The organism is Roseococcus pinisoli (assembly GCF_018413645.1).
GTDB lineage: Bacteria > Pseudomonadota > Alphaproteobacteria > Acetobacterales > Acetobacteraceae > Roseococcus > Roseococcus pinisoli.
The window spans coordinates 319,550-335,363 of record NZ_JAHCDA010000001.1 but is presented as its reverse complement, the minus strand read 5'-3'; the positions used below and the strand labels follow the sequence as shown (position 1 = coordinate 335,363).

General features: G+C 70.3%; 19 protein-coding genes. 8 read left to right on the top strand and 11 right to left on the bottom strand.

Going from position 1 to position 15,814, the window contains the following annotated elements; all coding sequences use genetic code 11:
• Nucleotides 1-23 precede the first annotated feature (23 nt).
• The 5 genes from KHU32_RS01595 (at nucleotide 24) to KHU32_RS01575 (ending at nucleotide 5,787) form a co-directional block, all read left to right on the top strand.
• Entirely contained in the window at nucleotides 24-1,688 is a 1,665-nt protein-coding gene (locus tag KHU32_RS01595) for an NAD+ synthase (RefSeq protein ID WP_213668296.1), read from the top strand.
• Nucleotides 1,685-2,101 carry a hypothetical protein gene (locus tag KHU32_RS01590; RefSeq protein ID WP_249680481.1) on the top strand — a complete coding sequence of 139 codons (417 nt, stop codon included), beginning with the start codon at nucleotides 1,685-1,687 and terminating at the stop codon, nucleotides 2,099-2,101. The genes KHU32_RS01595 and KHU32_RS01590 overlap by 4 nt, the downstream gene beginning before the upstream one ends.
• On the top strand, nucleotides 2,098-3,426 hold the full coding sequence (locus KHU32_RS01585) for a glutamate--tRNA ligase (RefSeq protein ID WP_213668295.1): 1,329 nt from the start codon (nucleotides 2,098-2,100) through the stop codon (nucleotides 3,424-3,426). Before KHU32_RS01590 ends, KHU32_RS01585 begins: the two co-directional genes overlap by 4 nt.
• A 125-nt stretch (nucleotides 3,427-3,551) precedes the next feature.
• Nucleotides 3,552-4,973 (top strand): cysteine--tRNA ligase, encoded by a 1,422-nt coding sequence (cysS, locus tag KHU32_RS01580; protein ID WP_213668294.1) that lies wholly within the window; start codon nucleotides 3,552-3,554, stop codon nucleotides 4,971-4,973.
• Between the two features lie 4 nt (nucleotides 4,974-4,977).
• Nucleotides 4,978-5,787, top strand: a complete 810-nt coding sequence (locus KHU32_RS01575; RefSeq protein WP_213668293.1) for an RNA methyltransferase — start codon at nucleotides 4,978-4,980, stop codon at nucleotides 5,785-5,787.
• An 8-nt stretch (nucleotides 5,788-5,795) separates the two neighbouring features.
• Here KHU32_RS01575 and KHU32_RS01570 read toward each other — a convergent pair whose 3' ends face one another.
• Entirely contained in the window at nucleotides 5,796-6,710 is a 915-nt protein-coding gene (locus tag KHU32_RS01570) for a LysR substrate-binding domain-containing protein (protein ID WP_213668292.1), read from the bottom strand.
• A gap of 109 nt (nucleotides 6,711-6,819) precedes the next feature.
• Between KHU32_RS01570 and KHU32_RS01565 the strand changes: the two genes are divergently transcribed.
• Nucleotides 6,820-7,782 (top strand): tripartite tricarboxylate transporter substrate binding protein, encoded by a 963-nt coding sequence (locus KHU32_RS01565; protein ID WP_213668291.1) that lies wholly within the window; start codon nucleotides 6,820-6,822, stop codon nucleotides 7,780-7,782.
• Nucleotides 7,779-8,279 carry a MaoC family dehydratase gene (locus KHU32_RS01560; RefSeq protein WP_213668290.1) on the top strand — a complete coding sequence of 167 codons (501 nt, stop codon included), beginning with the start codon at nucleotides 7,779-7,781 and terminating at the stop codon, nucleotides 8,277-8,279. Before KHU32_RS01565 ends, KHU32_RS01560 begins: the two co-directional genes overlap by 4 nt.
• Before the next feature lie 21 nt (nucleotides 8,280-8,300).
• Here KHU32_RS01560 and KHU32_RS01555 read toward each other — a convergent pair whose 3' ends face one another.
• Entirely contained in the window at nucleotides 8,301-8,564 is a 264-nt protein-coding gene (locus KHU32_RS01555) for a hypothetical protein (RefSeq protein ID WP_249680478.1), read from the bottom strand.
• 171 nt (nucleotides 8,565-8,735) lie between these two features.
• Between KHU32_RS01555 and rpsD the strand changes: the two genes are divergently transcribed.
• Nucleotides 8,736-9,377 (top strand): 30S ribosomal protein S4, encoded by a 642-nt coding sequence (rpsD, locus tag KHU32_RS01550; RefSeq protein WP_213668289.1) that lies wholly within the window; start codon nucleotides 8,736-8,738, stop codon nucleotides 9,375-9,377.
• A gap of 294 nt (nucleotides 9,378-9,671) precedes the next feature.
• On the opposite strand, the gene grxD is transcribed toward rpsD, so the two are convergent.
• The 9 genes from grxD to KHU32_RS01505 all read right to left on the bottom strand — a co-directional run bounded on the left by grxD (nucleotide 9,672) and on the right by KHU32_RS01505 (nucleotide 15,776).
• Nucleotides 9,672-10,007: a Grx4 family monothiol glutaredoxin gene (gene grxD, locus KHU32_RS01545; RefSeq protein WP_213668288.1), complete on the bottom strand. Its 336-nt coding sequence runs from the start codon at nucleotides 10,005-10,007 to the stop codon at nucleotides 9,672-9,674.
• A 23-nt stretch (nucleotides 10,008-10,030) separates the two neighbouring features.
• A complete protein-coding gene (locus tag KHU32_RS01540) occupies nucleotides 10,031-10,264 on the bottom strand; it encodes a BolA family protein (RefSeq protein ID WP_213668287.1) in 234 nt (77 codons plus the stop codon).
• 4 nt (nucleotides 10,265-10,268) lie between these two features.
• The gene (purL, locus tag KHU32_RS01535) at nucleotides 10,269-12,467 is read right to left on the bottom strand and encodes a phosphoribosylformylglycinamidine synthase subunit PurL (protein WP_213669618.1); all 2,199 of its coding nucleotides are present in this window, start codon (nucleotides 12,465-12,467) and stop codon (nucleotides 10,269-10,271) included.
• A 190-nt stretch (nucleotides 12,468-12,657) separates the two neighbouring features.
• Nucleotides 12,658-13,332: a phosphoribosylformylglycinamidine synthase subunit PurQ gene (purQ, locus tag KHU32_RS01530; RefSeq protein ID WP_213668286.1), complete on the bottom strand. Its 675-nt coding sequence runs from the start codon at nucleotides 13,330-13,332 to the stop codon at nucleotides 12,658-12,660.
• Nucleotides 13,333-13,383: 51 nt separating this feature from the next.
• Nucleotides 13,384-13,611: a hypothetical protein gene (locus KHU32_RS01525; protein ID WP_213668285.1), complete on the bottom strand. Its 228-nt coding sequence runs from the start codon at nucleotides 13,609-13,611 to the stop codon at nucleotides 13,384-13,386.
• Nucleotides 13,605-13,844 (bottom strand): hypothetical protein, encoded by a 240-nt coding sequence (locus tag KHU32_RS01520; RefSeq protein ID WP_213668284.1) that lies wholly within the window; start codon nucleotides 13,842-13,844, stop codon nucleotides 13,605-13,607. Before KHU32_RS01520 ends, KHU32_RS01525 begins: the two co-directional genes overlap by 7 nt.
• The gene (gene purS / locus KHU32_RS01515) at nucleotides 13,841-14,080 is read right to left on the bottom strand and encodes a phosphoribosylformylglycinamidine synthase subunit PurS (protein WP_213668283.1); all 240 of its coding nucleotides are present in this window, start codon (nucleotides 14,078-14,080) and stop codon (nucleotides 13,841-13,843) included. The genes KHU32_RS01520 and purS overlap by 4 nt, the downstream gene beginning before the upstream one ends.
• 112 nt (nucleotides 14,081-14,192) lie before the next feature.
• Nucleotides 14,193-14,957: a phosphoribosylaminoimidazolesuccinocarboxamide synthase gene (gene purC / locus KHU32_RS01510; protein ID WP_213668282.1), complete on the bottom strand. Its 765-nt coding sequence runs from the start codon at nucleotides 14,955-14,957 to the stop codon at nucleotides 14,193-14,195.
• Between the two features lie 105 nt (nucleotides 14,958-15,062).
• Nucleotides 15,063-15,776, bottom strand: coding sequence for an NRDE family protein (locus tag KHU32_RS01505; protein WP_213668281.1), 714 nt, complete (start codon nucleotides 15,774-15,776; stop codon nucleotides 15,063-15,065).
• Nucleotides 15,777-15,814 lie beyond the last annotated feature (38 nt).

Genomic DNA, 15,814 nt, shown 5'->3' with positions numbered 1-15,814 from the left:
CCCCGCCCGCTTACTTCGGGGGAATGACCGACCGCATCCGCATCGCCCTGGCGCAGATGAACCCTCACGAGGGCCAACTGCATGCGAACGCCGCGAAGATCCGCGCGCTTCGGGCCGAGGCCGCCGCGGGCGGCGCCGACCTGCTCGTGACGCCGGAATTCAGCATCGCGGGCTATCCGCCCGAGGACCTGGTGCTGAAGCCCGCCTTCCGCGCCATGGCCGAGGCGGAGATCGCCGCTCTCGCCGCCGAGACGGCCGATGGCGGCCCGGGGCTGATCGTGGGCGGCCCCTGGTGCGAGGACGGGAAGCTCTACAACGCGGCCTTCCTGCTGGATGGGGGCAAGATCGTCGCCCGCCGCGCCAAGCACGAGCTGCCCAATTACGGCGTCTTCGACGACAAGCGCGTCTTCGATCCCGGCCCGGCGCCGGGCCCCGTGGTCTTCCGTGGCCTGCGCCTCGGCCTGATGATCTGCGAGGATTGGTGGTTCCCCGCCGTCTCCGAGACGCTGGGCGAGAGCGGGGCGGAGCTGCTGCTCTCCATCAACGGCTCCCCCTTCGAGGTGGGCAAGGCGCAGTCGCGCGTCGACCTCGCGGTCGCCCGGGTGGTGGAGACGGGGCTGCCCTTCGTCTTCCTCAACCAGAATTGCGGCCAGGACGAGCTGGTCTTCGACGGCGCGAGCTTCGTGCTCAATGCCGACCGCAGTCTGGCGCTCCGCATGCCGGCCTTCCAGGAGACGCTGACCTTCACCGACTGGTCGCGCGAGAATGACGGCTGGCGCTGCGCGCCGCAGGCCATCGCGCCGGCGATGGAGCGGCCCGCGCAGATCTACGCCGCCATGGTGCTGGGCCTGCGCGACTACGTGAACAAGAACGGCTTCCCGGGCGTGGTGCTGGGCCTGTCGGGCGGCATCGATTCCGCCATCTCGGCTGCCGTCGCGGCCGATGCGCTCGGGCCCGACCGTGTGCGCGCTGTCATGCTGCCCTCGCCCTATACCAGCCAGGAAAGCCTGGAGGACGCGGCCGAATGCGCGCGCCTGCTGGGCATCCAATACGACACCATCCCCATCGGCCCGGCGATGGACGCCTTCCACACGATGCTGGCGCCGTCCTTCGCGAACCGCGCGCCGGACATCACGGAAGAGAACATCCAGTCCCGCATCCGCGGCGTCACGCTCATGGCGCTCTCGAACAAGTTCGGGAACATGCTGCTGACCACCGGCAACAAGAGCGAGATGAGCACCGGCTACGCCACCATCTACGGCGACATGTGCGGCGGCTACTCGGTATTGAAGGACGTCTACAAGACGGACGTCTTCGCCGTCTGCCGCTGGCGCAACGAGAATTTCCCCGCGGGCGCCCTCGGGCCCCAGGGCGCGGTCATGCCGGAGCGCGTCATCACCAAGCCGCCCAGCGCCGAGCTCAAGCCCGACCAGAAGGACCAGGACACGCTGCCGCCCTACGAGGTGCTGGACGCCATCCTGAACGGCCTCGTCGAGGAGGAGCGCAGCGTGGACGAGCTGGTCGCGCAGGGCTTCGACCGCGCGCTGATCCTGCGCGTCTGGCGCATGCTGGACCGCGCCGAGTACAAGCGCCGCCAGGCGCCCCCGGGCGTGAAGATCGGCCGCCGCGCCTTCGGCCGCGACCGGCGCTACCCCATCACCAACGGCTTCACCGGACTGATCAATTGAGCATCACGGACGACATCCTGGGCGGGGCCGAGGGCCTCGAGGTCCGGATCATGGACCTCTCCGGCGCCAATGGCTCGGAGCCGCTGGAGACCGTGCGCGGCTTCTCCTCCCTGGCCCATGCCAATGCCTTCGCGCGCCGCTACGTGCGCGATTCCATGGAGGTGTGCCGCCCGCGCGGCGGCGATGCCGAGGCCGCGCGCGAGGCCTGGTTCGCCTTCGGCGAGGATGCCGTGGTCGGCGGGCCCGAGGGCAAGACCATCGAGGGCGCCTGGTCCAGCGGCAGCGAGCTCGCGGAGTTCGCGGCCCAGCCGCCGCGCGACCGCGAGGACCGCAACTGGCGGATCATCGACCCGCGCAAGCTGGCCGATGAGGAAGACGGGCAGGACGAGCCGGAAGAGGGAGACGAGGCATGAAGCTCCGCTTCGCCCCTTCGCCCACGGGCCACCTGCACGTCGGCAATGCCCGCATCGCGCTCGCCAACTGGCTGGTCGCGCGCAAGCTCGGCGCCGAGCTGGTGCTGCGGCTGGACGACACCGATACCGGCCGCAGCAAGGCGGAATTCGCCGATGCAATCGAGGAGGACCTACGCTGGCTTGGCCTCGACTGGGACAGCATGTTCCGCCAGTCCGACCGGCTGCCCCTCTACGCCGCCGCCGCCGAGCGCCTCAAGAAGAGCGGCCACCTCTACCCCTGCCTCGAGACCGAGGAGGAGCTGAACTACAAGCGCGAGCTTCGCCTGAAGCAGGGCCGCCCGCCGATCTACGACCGCGGCGCCCTGAAGATGACGGCCGAGCAGCTGGCCCGCGCCATGGAGAACGGCAAGCGCCCGCACTGGCGCTTCAAGCTCTCCATGACGACGATCGAGTGGCAGGACGGGGTGCTCGGGCGCCGGGGCGTGAAGCTCTCGGCCATCAGCGACCCCGTGCTGATCCGCGCCGACGGCTCGCCGCTCTACACCTTCACCTCCGTGGTGGATGACCTCGAGACGCGCGTGACCCATGTGGTGCGCGGCGAGGACCACGTGACCAATACGGGCGTGCAGCTCGACATCTGGCGCGCGCTCGGCGGCAAGGGGCTGGAATTCGCCCATCTGCCGCTGCTGACCGATGCCGATGGCGGCCCGCTCTCCAAGCGCATCGGCTCGCTCTCGCTCCGCCAGCTGCGGCGGGACGGCGTGGAGGCGGCGGCCATCACCGGCTATCTCGGCGCGCTCGGCACCTCGCACGATCCCTTCCCGGCGCGGCCGAAGGAGCTGCTGGAAGGCTTCGACCTCGGCGCCGTCTCGCATTCCTCGCCGCGCTTCGATCCGCGGCAGATGCTGGCGCTGAACCGCAAGCTGCTGCACGCCATGTCCTTCGAGGAGGCGCGGGCGCAGCTGCCGCCGGGCGCCGATGCCACCTTCTGGGAGGCGATCCGCGAGAACCTCGACCTCATGCCCGAGGCGAAGCATTGGTGGGACGTGGTGCGCGGCCATATCGCGCCGATCGATCAGCCCGAAGAGGCCGGCTTCCTCGCCCAGGCGCGCGAGCTGCTGCCGCAGGAGCCCTTCGACGGCGCCACTTGGACCGCCTGGACCGACGCCGTGAAGGCCGCCACCGGCCGCAAGGGCAAGGCGCTCTTCATGCCGCTTCGCCTTGCGCTGACCGGCGAGGACCATGGCCCCGACCTCAAGACGCTCCTGCCCCTGATCGGGCGGGCGAGGGCCGTGGAGCGCCTGCGGGCCGATTTTCCGGCTTGAACACCGGCCATGTCGTGGCGCATAGGACAGACATGGTCACGGCTCCCTTCTGTCACATCGGCTGACGACCCGCGCGCGGCGCGGGGCTCGCGCCTGTTTTCTCTTCGCCGGATGGACCATCCCGAATGACTCAGCTTCGCTTCCACAACAGCCTGACGCGGCGCGAGGAAGAATTCCGCCCGCTCGATCCGGAGCATGTGAAGCTCTACGTCTGCGGCCCCACGGTCTATGACCTGGCGCATCTGGGCAACGCCCGCCCCGTCGTGGTCTTCGACGTGCTGGCGCGGCTGCTGCGGCGCGTCTATCCGCGCCTGACCTACGCCCGGAACATCACGGACGTGGACGACAAGATCAACGCGCGCGCCCGGGAATCCGGCGAGCCGATCTCGGCCATCACCTCGCGCACCACGGCGGATTTCCACGCCGATATGACGGCGCTGGGCAATCTCCCGCCCGACGTAGAGCCGACGGCCACCAGCCACATCGCCGAGATGATCGCGATGAACGAGAAGCTCATCGCCAAGGGCCATGCCTATGCGGCGGAGGGCCACGTGCTCTTCAGCGTCGGCAGCTTCCCGGATTACGGCAAGCTCTCCGGCCGCAACCAGGACGAGCTGCTGGCCGGCGCGCGCATCGACGTGGCGCCCTACAAGCGAGATCCCGGCGACTTCGTACTCTGGAAGCCGAGCCCCGAGGGCGTTCCGGGCTGGGACAGCCCCTGGGGCCGCGGCCGGCCGGGCTGGCACATCGAGTGCTCGGCCATGTCCTGGAAGCATCTGGGCGAGCAGTTCGACATCCATGGCGGCGGGGCGGACCTGCTCTTCCCGCACCACGAGAACGAGGTGGCGCAGTCGCGCTCGGCCTTCGGCACGCCCTTCATGGCTCATACCTGGCTGCACAACGGCATGCTGCTCGTGAACGGCGAGAAGATGTCGAAGAGCGTGGGCAATTTCTTCACGCTGCGCGACATCCTGGCCCAGGGCCCCTGGGTCGGCGAGGCCTTCCGCGTGCTGCTGCTGCGCACGCATTACCGCTCCGCGTTGGACTACAACCAGGCGGCGCTGGAGGAAGCCAAGCAGGAGCTGGACGACAGCTACGCCATGCTCGGGCGCGCGCCCGCCGTCTCGGAAGCGGCCATCATCGCGGAGATGGCGGCCTGGGCGCTGGAGCCGCTGCATGACGACCTCAACACGCCGCTGACGCTTTCCCGCCTGCGCGACCTGCGCACGCTGGAGAATGCCGCGACGGTGGGCGGCTCGGCCGCCGCCGTGCTGCACCGGATCGGCAAGTCCTGGTCGCTGGTGCCGGGCCAGGCGGCCGCGGCCTTCCGCGAGGCCGCCGCCGTGCTGGGCGTGGCCCAGGGCGAACCCCAGGCCTGGCTGCAGGGCGGCGTGGACCCGGCCGCCATCGAGGCCGCGATCGCCGCGCGCGCCGCCGCCCGCAAGGCGCGCGACTTCGCCGAGGCCGACCGGATCCGCGCGGCGCTGCTGGCGGACGGCATCGTAATCGAGGACAGCGCCGCCGGCACCGTCTGGAAGCGGGCCTGATCCCATGAGGGAAGAGGGCGCCGCGCCGCTCGTGGCGCCGGTGGGCGAGACGCCCATCGTGGTGCTTGTGCGGCCGCAGCTGGCGGAGAACATCGGCACCACCGCCCGCGCCATGGCCAATGGCGGGCTCTTTCATCTGAGGCTGGTTGCGCCGCGCGACGGCTGGCCGAAGGAACGCGCCTGGGCCGCGGCCTCTGGCGCGGACCGCATCCTGGACGCGGCGCAGCTCTTCGACACGGTGGACGCCGCCGTCGCCGATTGCCACCGCGTGATCGGGACCTGCCCGCGCCCGCGCCACGTCGTGGTGCCGGTCCTGACGGCCCGCGCGGCGGCGGCCGAGCTGCGCGCCATCAACGGCCGCGACGAGCGCGTCGCGATCCTCTTCGGGCCGGAGCGCGCGGGGCTGGAGGCCGAGGACCTAGCGCGGGCCGACACGCTGGTGCGCTATCCGCTCAACCCGGAATTCAGCTCGCTCAACCTCGCCCAGGCGGTGATGGTGATGGCCTATGAATGGTGGGTCGCCGCCGACGAGACGCCGCCGCGCCGCCTGCAGACCCACAAGACCGAGGTTGCCACCAAGGGCTCGCTCGACAATTTCATGGGGCATCTGGTCGACGAGCTCGACGCCTGCGGCTTCCTCCGCAACGCGCCCAAGCGGCCGGGCATGATCCGCAACCTGCGCCACTGGTTCCAGCGCGGCGAGGTGACCGAGCAGGAGCTGCGCACGCTGCACGGCGTGGTGGCCGAGCTCTCGCGCGGGCGGATGCGGCACGGCCGGCCGGAGAAGACGGCCGAGCCCGACGACCAGGACTGAGCCTGCGATCAGGATTGGGCCGGCCGCACCTGGTCGAGCAGCCAGCCGCGGAAGGCCTGGAAGGCCGGGTCGGCGGCGAGTGCGGGCCGATAGGTGAGGTGATAGCCGGCCTCCCGCCGCAGCACGGCCGGGACGGGCTCGAAAAGCGTGCCTGCCGCGAGGTCCCGCGCCAGGTGGCGGCGCTGGCCCAGGGCGATGCCATGCCCGGCCTCGGCCGCCTCATAGGCGACGCTCAGTTCTTCGAAGACGCTGCGCGGGCGGGGCGGCGCCCCCGCCAGGCCGGCGCTGGCCCACCATTCGGGCCAGTCGCGCGGGAACCAGCGCAGGGCGATCAACGGCAGGTCGCGCAGGATCTCGGCCGGGTAGGGGGCGCCCTTCGGATCGAGCAGCGCGGGCGAGCAGACGGGGCAGAGCTCGTCGCGGAACAGCAGGTCGGCGGCCTCGCCGCGCCAGGGCGCGCGACCGTAGCGGATCCGCGCGTCGAAATCGGCGGCGCCGGGGCCGGACCGGTCATGCGCCGAGGCAAGGCGGAGATCGACCTGCGGGTGCAGGGCGTGGAACGCCGGCAGGCGCGGCAGCAGCCAGCGCGAGGCGAAGCCGGAATAGGCCTGGAGCAGCAGGACGCGGCCGCCCGCGCGCTGCGCCGAAAGCGCGGCTGCCGCCTCGGACAGCCGGTCCAGCTGGGTGCCGACCTGCCGTGCGAAGGCGGCGGTGCCCTCGCAGGGGCGCAGGCCGCTGCCCGTCCGCTCGAAGAGCGGAAAGCCGAAATGGGCCTCCAGCGTCGCGACGGCGCGGCTGACCGCGCCCTGGGTCACGCCCAGCTCCTCGGCGGCGCGGGTGAAGCTGCGATGACGCGCCGCCGCCTCGAAGACCCGCAGCGGATTGAGCGGGGGAGGGCGGCGGAACGTATGAGTTTTCCTCATGATGGGCTGACTATTACTGGTTTGCAGCCGTCGGCAAGGGGTCTCAGAAACCTCTCGGCGACGCGGCCGCCGAACCGGGCGCGGGCCGCTGCCCGAGGAGGGAACGAGAATGAAACGGCGGACCATGATGGCGGCTGGCCTGGGGACGCTCGCCGCCCCTTCGCTCGCCGGGGCGCAATCCGCGCCGAGCCTGCGGCTGATCGTGCCCTATGCTGCCGGAGGGCCCACCGACATCCAGGCGCGCATCCTGGCGGAACAGATGGTGGCGCCGCTGGAGCAGCGCGTCGTGGTCGAGAACCGCACCGGCGCCGGTGTGATGGTCGGCACCGAGGCCGTGGCAAAGGCCGCGCCGGACGGCAGCACGGCGCTGCTGACCACGGTGGCGCATGCGGTGAACCCTTCGCTCTTCCCGAACCTGCCCTACGACACCGAGCGCGACTTCGCGCCGGTGGCGCTGATCGCGAAGGTTCCGCTGGTGGTGCTGGTCCGCAAGGACCTGCCGGTGGCCGACATGCGCGGCTTCCTCGACTGGCTGCGCGCGCGCAATGGCCAGGCGGTCTACGGCTCGGCGGGCGTCGGCAGCGCGCCGCATCTGGGCACCGCCCTGCTGCTGATGATGGCGGGGCTGCAGGCGGTCCATGTCCCCTATCGCGGCTCCGCGCCGGCCATGACCGACCTCGCGGCGGGGCGGATCGACTTCTACCTCGATGCGGCGGCGAGCGGCCTGGCCCAGGTGCGGGCCGGCAACGGCCGTGCCCTCGCCTGGTCGATGCGGACGCGCGGCGCGGTGGCGCCCGATCTGCCCACGGTCGCCGAGAGCGGCGTGCCCGGCTACGAGGCCTATACCTGGAGCGGCGTCTTCTTCCCGGCGGCGACGCCGCCGGCAGCGGTGCAGCGGCTCAACGCCGCTTGCCGGCAGGCCATGGGACATGCGGGGCTGCGCGCGCGCTTCGCGGAGCTCGGCGCCGAGCTGGCCGAGCCCGCCCCGCCCGAGGCGCTGGGCGAATTCCTCCGCGCCGAGATCGCCAAGTGGCGTGAAGTCGTCCGCCAGTCAGGTATGAGCACCCAATGAGCACCTCCGAGACCCCCTTCGATCCCCGCCAGCACCGCATGGTGGCCGAGCAACGCTGGTTCGAGGATTTCGTCCTGGGCGAGCGCTTCCCGCTGCCCAGCCGGACCATGACCAGCGCCATCTTCCTCGCGTTCCAGGCGGCGAGCGGCGACAACCACCCGATCCATTACGATCGCGAATTCTGCCGGGCCCATGGCCTGTCGGACATGCTGGCGCATGGCTACCAGATCGCGATCCAGACGGCAGCGGGGGCGGGGATCTTCCCGCATCTGGTGGAGGATTCGCTGAAGGCCTTCCTCGAGCAGTCGAGCCGCTTCCTGCACCCGGTGGTGCTGGGCGACACGCTCTACCCCTGCCTCGAGGTGGACGAGCTGACCAGCAACCGCACCACCGGCGTCGTCGGGCTTCGCAGCACCGTTCACAACCAGAATGGCGTGCAGGTGCTGGACGGCCGGCACCGCTATCTGCTGCGCCGCCGCGTGCCCCTGGCGCCGTGACCCGGGGGACGCGACCCGCGCTCAGCGGAGCGGGCGGCGGTCCTCGTTCTCCGGCTTCCTGGTCAGCTTGCGCGCCAGCAGATAGCCCAGGCCGCCGCTGACGGGCGCCGCGGGCAGGACCAGCAGCCAGCCCATGTGGATGCCTTCCGCCACGGCGATGAGACCGAGGCCGAGCATCAGGCCCCCCACCAGGCTGCCGACGATGCCGGCCGTCAGGCCGAGGATCAGGATTTCTTCGCGCGTGACCATGGGGCGGGAGTAGGGGGGCGGCCCCTGGTTTGACAAGCCCGCCTCCCCCCCCTATCACCCGGCCCATTCCTGGGAACGAGGACGCGCCTTCGGGGCGTGCGCCCGCTTTGCCCACCAGGGCACGGACTACCGGGACAACCCGCAGACCTGAGAACGGGTCGGCACCAAAGAAGGTCCCGCGCCGAAAGGCTGCCGGGAAAGCCGCGCATGACCAAGCGCCTCGCTTCCAAGTACAAGATCAATCGCCGCCTGGGTGAAAACCTCTGGGGCCGCGCGAAGAGCCCCGTCGCCAAGCCCCGCAAGGGCGAGCAGGGTGCCCGCACCTACGGCCCCGGCCAGCATGGCCAGCGCCGGAAGAACAAGCCGACCGACTTCGGCATCCAGCTCATGGCGAAGCAGAAGCTGAAGGGCTACTACGCCAACATCGGCGAGAAGCAGTTCCGCAAGTATTACGACGAGGCCGTGCGCCGTAAGGGCGACACCTCCGAGAACCTGATCGACCTGCTGGAGCGCCGGCTGGACACCATCATCTACCGCCTGAAGTTCGCCGTGACGCCCTTCGCCGCGCGTCAGTTCGTGAACCACGGCCATGTGCTGGTGAACGGCAAGCGCCTGAACATCGGTTCCTACTCGGTGAAGGACACCGACGTGATCGAGGTCAAGGAGAAGTCGAAGCAGCTGACGATGGTGCTCGACGCCGCGCAGGAAGCCGGCCGCGACGTGCCGGAGTACCTCGAGGTCGATCACCGCGCCATGAAGGGCCGGATCCTGCGCACGCCGAAGTTCTCCGACGTGCCGTACCCGGTCCAGATGGAACCGAACCTGGTCGTCGAGTTCTACTCGCGCTAATCCGGGTCATACCGAAGAAGCCTCCCTCGGGAGGATGGGCGGTGCGAGGGGAGACCTTCGCACCGCTTTTTCTTTATCCGCCGCGTCAGAAGGTCATGCGGAAGCGGCGCCCTTTGAGGGGCGGTGTGCGGCGATGAAAGCTTGTGGGGTGGAGAGGCCGGGTGCGGCAGCGCGAAGGCCCTCCAGGGGCCTGTCAGCGGCTTTTCAGGCGTCCCAGTGGCGGAACGCCCCCGGTCACGCGGCACCGCATGACCGGGTAAGGATGCGCGGGGAGCGAAAGCTCCCCGGCGAGGCTCAGGCCTCGGCCTTGGTGGCGATGCCCTTGTCCTGCAGCAGGGTCTGCAGCTCGCCCGACTGGAACATCTCCATCACGATGTCGCAGCCGCCGACGAACTCGCCGTCGACGTAGAGCTGCGGGATGGTCGGCCAGTTGGTGTAGGCCTTGATGCCCTCGCGGATCTCGGGATCCTCGAGGACGTTCACGCCCTTGAAGGGCACCCCCACATGGCTGAGGATCTGCACCACCCGGGCCGAGAAGCCGCACTGCGGGAAGACCGGCGTGCCCTTCATGTAGAGCACCACGGGGCTCGCCTTGATCTCGGACTCGATGCGCTCGGTAACGGTCGTCATCTGCTGCTTCCTTGTCGAATGATCTACTCGGGCGCGCTGGTCTGCAGCGCGAGGGCATGCAGCACCCCGCCCATGCGGCCCTGCAGGGCCGCGTAGACGAGCTGGTGCTGCTTCACGCGCGACAGGCCGCGGAAGGACTCGGAAATGACCGTGGCGGCGTAATGATCACCGTCGCCGGCCAGGTCCTCGATCGCCACCTGCGCGTCTGGCATGGCGGATTTGATCAGGGCCTCGATTTCGGCCGGCTGCATCGGCATAAGTTCACGTCCCTCGCATCAGTTCCGGCAACGTCGCTTCGTTCGCTGCCGTGAGTTCATCCACCGATATGGCATCGCCACCCGGAATCTCCAGAGTGTTCCCGCCCGAACGCCCGAGGGCAAGGGCCGGCACGCCAGCCGACTTCGCAGCTGCGAGAAGCGCCGCGCCGTCCGTCACCGCCAGCACGTAGCGGGACTGGTCCTCGCCGAACCAGAAGCCGTGGTCGCCGGTGGGCGTCAGCCTGGCGCCGACGCCCGAGGCCATGCACATCTCGGCCACCGTCACCAGCAGGCCGCCATCGGCGCAGTCGTGGCAGGCGCCGACGCGCCCGGCCAGGATCTCGGTGCGCACGAAGTCGCCGTTGCGGCGCTCGGCAGCGAGGTCCACCGGCGGGGGCGCGCCCTCCTCGCGGCCGGCGATCTCGCGCAGCCAGAGGGACTGGCCGAGCCAGCCGGCCGTCTCGCCGATCAGCACCAGATCGGCGCCCTGCGGCATCGCGAGGCCCACGGCCTGCGCCACATCCTCCAGGACGCCCACGCCGCCGATCGCCGGGGTGGGCAGAATCGCCTTGCCCTCGGTCTCGTTATAGAGCGAGACGTTGCCGCTGATCACCGGGAAGTCGAGCGCGGTGCAGGCCGCCGCCATGCCGCGCACGGCCGAGGCGAACTGGCCCATGATCTCGGGCTTCTCCGGATTGCCGAAGTTCATGTTGTCGGTGATGGCGCGGGGCAGGGCGCCCACGGCCGTCAGGTTGCGCCAGGCTTCGGCCACGGCCTGCTTGCCGCCCGCCTCGGGATCGGCCTGGCAGTAGCGCGGCGTGCAATCCGTGGTCATGGCCAGCGCGCGGACATGGTCCTCGATGCGGACCACGGCGGCATCGGCCTGGCCGGGGCGCTTGGCCGTCTGGCCGCCCACCTGGGCGTCGTACTGGTCCCAGATCCAGCGCCGCGAGCAGAGGTCGGGGCTCGCCACCAGCGTCTTCAGCGCGGCGGCCAGGCCCACGGGGTCCGCCACGTCCTTGGTCACGATCACGGGCAGCTTCGGCGTCTCGGCGGTCGGGCGGCGATAGAGCGGCGCCTCGGATTCCAGCGGGGCCAGCGGGATGTCGGCCTCGACCAGCCCCTTGTGCTTGATGACGATGCGGCCCGTATCGGTCAGCCGGCCGATGACGGCGAAGTCCAGCTCCCACTTGCGGAAGATGGATTCGGCCAGCGCCTCGCGGCCCGGCTTGAGCACCATGAGCATGCGCTCCTGGCTCTCGGACAGCATCATCTCGTAGGCGGACATGCCCTCCTCGCGCTGGGGGACGTGGTCCATGTCGAGCTCGACGCCCATGCCGCCCTTGCCGGCCATCTCGACGCCGGAGGAGGTGAGGCCGGCCGCGCCCATGTCCTGGATGGCGACGATGGCGTCGGTGGCCATCAGCTCCAGGCAGGCCTCGATGAGCAGCTTCTCGGCGAAGGGGTCGCCGATCTGGACGGTGGGGCGCTTCTCCTCGCTGTCCTCGGAGAACTCCGCGGAGGACATGGTGGCGCCGTGGATGCCGTCGCGCCCCGTCTTGGAGCCGACATAGACCACGGCATTGCCGAGGCCCGTGGCGGCGGCGGTGAAGATGCGGTCGGCCTTCAGGATGCCTACGGTCATCGCATTGACCAGCGGGTTGCCGTTATAGGCCGGGTGGAAGTTGACCTCGCCGCCCACGGTGGGGACGCCCACGCAATTGCCGTAGCCGCCGATGCCGCGCACGACGCCATCCATCACCTGCCGCGTCTTGGGCAGCTTGGGGTCGCCGAAGCGCAGCGCGTTGAGGTTGGCGATGGGGCGCGCGCCCATGGTGAAGACGTCGCGCAGGATGCCGCCCACGCCCGTCGCCGCGCCGTTATAGGGCTCGATGAAGCTCGGGTGGTTGTGGGATTCCATCTTGAAGACGGCGGCCAGGCCCTCGCCGATCTCGATGACGCCGGCATTCTCGCCGGGGCCGACGAGAACCCAGGGCGCCTTGGTCGGCAGCTCCTTCAGCCAGACGCGGCTGGACTTGTAGGAGCAGTGCTCGCTCCACATGACGGAGAAGATGCCGAGCTCGGCCAGGGTCGGGTCGCGGCCGAGGATGCCGAGAGCGCGGGCGTACTCGTCGGGCTTCAGGCCGAACTCGGCGGCGAGCTGGCGGGCGCGTTCGGGGGCGAGGGGAGGGACGGAGGCCATGGGGCGGTTTTCGGGTCCGGTGAGGGGCTTGTCCAGCGAGGTTCCGGTCATATCCAGCACGCTTTCACTGCACGTGGGATGGAGCGTCTGCCGGCTATCTGTCGGCGCCGCTCGATCCCGGCGACTGAGGAGAAGGTCCGGGGAAACGGGTTCCCCGGCAGAGGGTGCGGGAGGCGTCGCCTCCCACGGGTCAGGCCGCGGCGAAGCTTTCCGCGAGGCTGGTGAACATGGGCAGCCCGTCGGTCCCGCCCACCAGCGGGTCCACGCAGTTCTCGGGGTGCGGCATCAGCCCGAGCACGCGCAGGTTCGGCGAGAGGATGCCGGCGATGGCGTTGAGGCTGCCATTCGGGTTCTCGCCCTCGTAGCGCAGGGCCACGAGGTTCTCGCCCTCCAGGCGCTTCAGCGTCTCGGCGTCGCAGAAGTAATTGCCGTCGCCATGCGCCATGGTGGCCTGGAAAGTCTGGCCGCGCTGGAAGTGATGGGTGAAGGCGGTGTCCGCCCGCTCGACGCGCATGGTGCAGTTCATCGCCAGGAAGCGCAGCGAGGCGTTCTGCAGCAGGGCGCCCGGCAGCAGGCCGGCCTCGGTCAGCATCTGGAAGCCGTTGCAGACGCCGAGGACGAGGCCGCCGCGCTCCGCATGGGCGCGCACCGCCGCCATGATGGGCGACTGCGCGGCCATGGCGCCGCAGCGTAGGTAGTCGCCGTAGGAGAAGCCGCCGGGCAGCACGACAAGGTCGGTGCCGGCCGGCAGCTCGGCGTCGCGGTGCCAGAGCATGGTCGGCTTGCGGCCGGTCGTGCGCTCCAGGGCGATCGCCATGTCGCGCTCGCGGTTGGTGCCGGGGAAGACGACGATGGAGGCCTTCATGGGGTCAAGTCCTCAAGGCTGCGGGAGCGGAGGGGAAGGGCGGGCGGCATGTCAGCCTCGCCAGACGCGGAGCCAGTGCAGCCCGCCGAGCAGCACGGTGGTTCCGATGGCGGCGATGGCCGCCGAGGTGATCCAGCGGTCCGCCTGGGCGCGCTGCCGGGCGAACCAGCCGAGGCGCGAGGCGGGCTTGGCGATGCTCAACCGCTGGTCGCGCCAGCGCAGGCCCATGAAGACCAGGACCGTCAAGGCGGCCATGAGCAGCACCGAAGCCTTCACCATGGCGGGCAGAGCCAGGAGAGCGGGCTTTGCAGCGCCTCGATGAAGAAGCTGATCGGCCAGAACAGCCCGCCCAGGACGGCCTTGGACAGGTAGTAGGCGATCTGCGTGAGCCTGTGGGGCGGCTCCAGCCCGGGACCGAAGAGGAGCCAGGCGATCGTCGTCATCAGCCGCCAGGCCGTGAAGGCCAGCGAGATGATGACGAAGTAGCGGAGCGATGTTTCGCGCCTGGTCACAGGATCTCCACGGTGAAGCTCTCGATGACGGTGTTGGCGAGCAGCTTGCGCGCCATCTCCTCGCCCTGGGCCTTGGCCCGGGCGGCGTCGGTCTCCGCGACCTCCACGATCATCACCTTGCCGGTGCGGACCTCGCCGACGCCGGCGAAGCCGAGGCCGCCGAGCGCGCGCTCGATGGCCTTGCCCTGGGGGTCGAGAACGCCGGCCTTGGGGAAGACAGTCACACGGAGTTTCATGTCGGAACGCTCGCCTTGCTCAAAGGATCCGGCCGCATGACGGCCGGCGTCGCCAAACCGCCCTCGATGCCCAGGCCGCGGAAGCGGCCGCCCGGCGTCCGAGGGCCGGAAATCATTGCATCTGTTCCGGGCCCTTGACGTCCCGGATGCCGGCCTCGGGCAGGATGCCGAGGCGGCGCGCCACTTCCTGATAGCCTTCCTCGACCTTGCCGAGGTCGCGGCGGAAGCGATCCTTGTCCATCTTCTCGCCGGTGCGGCTGTCCCAGAGGCGGCAATTGTCGGGGCTGATCTCGTCGGCGAGCACGATGCGCATCTCGTCGTTCTCGTAGAGCCGGCCGAATTCCAGCTTGAAGTCCACCAGCGCGATGCCGACGCCGAGCATCAGCCCGGTCAGGAAGTCGTTCACGCGCAGCGCCAGCTGCACCATGTCGTCCAGGTCGTGCGTCGCGGCCCAGCCGAAGGCGGTGATGTGCTCCTCGCTCACCAGCGGGTCCTGCAGCGCGTCGTTCTTGTAGTAGTATTCGATGATGGAGCGGGGCAGGCGCGTGCCCTCCGCGATGCCGAGGCGCGTCGCCAGCGAGCCCGCCGCCACGTTGCGCACCACGACCTCGAGCGGAATGATCTCCACCTCGCGCACGAGCTGCTCGCGCATGTTGAGGCGGCGGATGAAATGCGTGGGGATGCCGATCTCGCCCAACCGCGTCATCAGGTATTCGCTGATGCGGTTGTTGAGCACGCCCTTGCCCGTGATGATGCCCTTCTTCTGGGCATTGAAGGCGGTCGCGTCATCCTTGAAGTACTGGACGATGGTGCCCGGCTCGGGGCCTTCGAACAGAATCTTGGCCTTGCCCTCGTAGATCTGGCGGCGGCGAGCCATGGTGGTGGTCCTTCAGGTCGTGACTTGGGCATATAGCAGGCTTGCCCATGCGTGCCACGCACATCAGGGCAGCGTCGCCCTGCGTGCGGGAATGCCCGCCCCGCTTCAGGGCAGGGGGAGGGAGGCGAAGGGCGTCCGGTCGGGCGGGCCGGGGGCGAAGCGCCACTCCCTCCGCCCCGCCGGCCCGAGGGCGAGCAGCGAGGCGCAGACCGTCCCGAAGCCGCCGAGGGGCGGGACGTTCAGGGCCTCGGCCGCCCCGCCCGCCGAATCGGCGAGGAGCGCCGGCCATTCGCCCCAATCCGGCGGTGCCGGCTCCGATGCGGCCCGGAACCGCGGGAGGTGGCGCGCCGTGCGGGGGCTCGTGAGGTCATTGGGCGGATGGGCGGTGACCATGGTGATGCCCTCCGGCAGCGCCGCGACCTCGGGCACACCGGAGCCGAGCCCCGCGACGAACCAAGCCGTCTCGGCATCGGCGATGACGAGGTTGAAGGTCCGATAGAGCCCGGCATCAAGCCGCCCGATCGCCTGCGCGGCTTCGGCGGCGGAGCCAGCTTCGAGGGCCAGGAGAGGAAGCTCGCCGCGGGAGCGCTTGTCGGGCGCCGGGCCCAGGCTGCCGGGGCGGTTCAGCACCGCGGCCATGACGCCGGCCCGGTTGAGGGCCATCCAGGTCCCGCCCGCCGTCGCGTCGCGGCCGCCGAGGATGCCGGGCCAGTACTCGGCCGGCGGGTCCCAGCGGCGATCGAGCCGCTCGTCGCGATTGGCGGCCAGGAGCAAAGGCCAGGCGGCACCGGGACGGCGCAGCAGGATCACGGTGCACATGCACGAGCCATAGGACAGAAAGCGCCGGCGCGGTATCG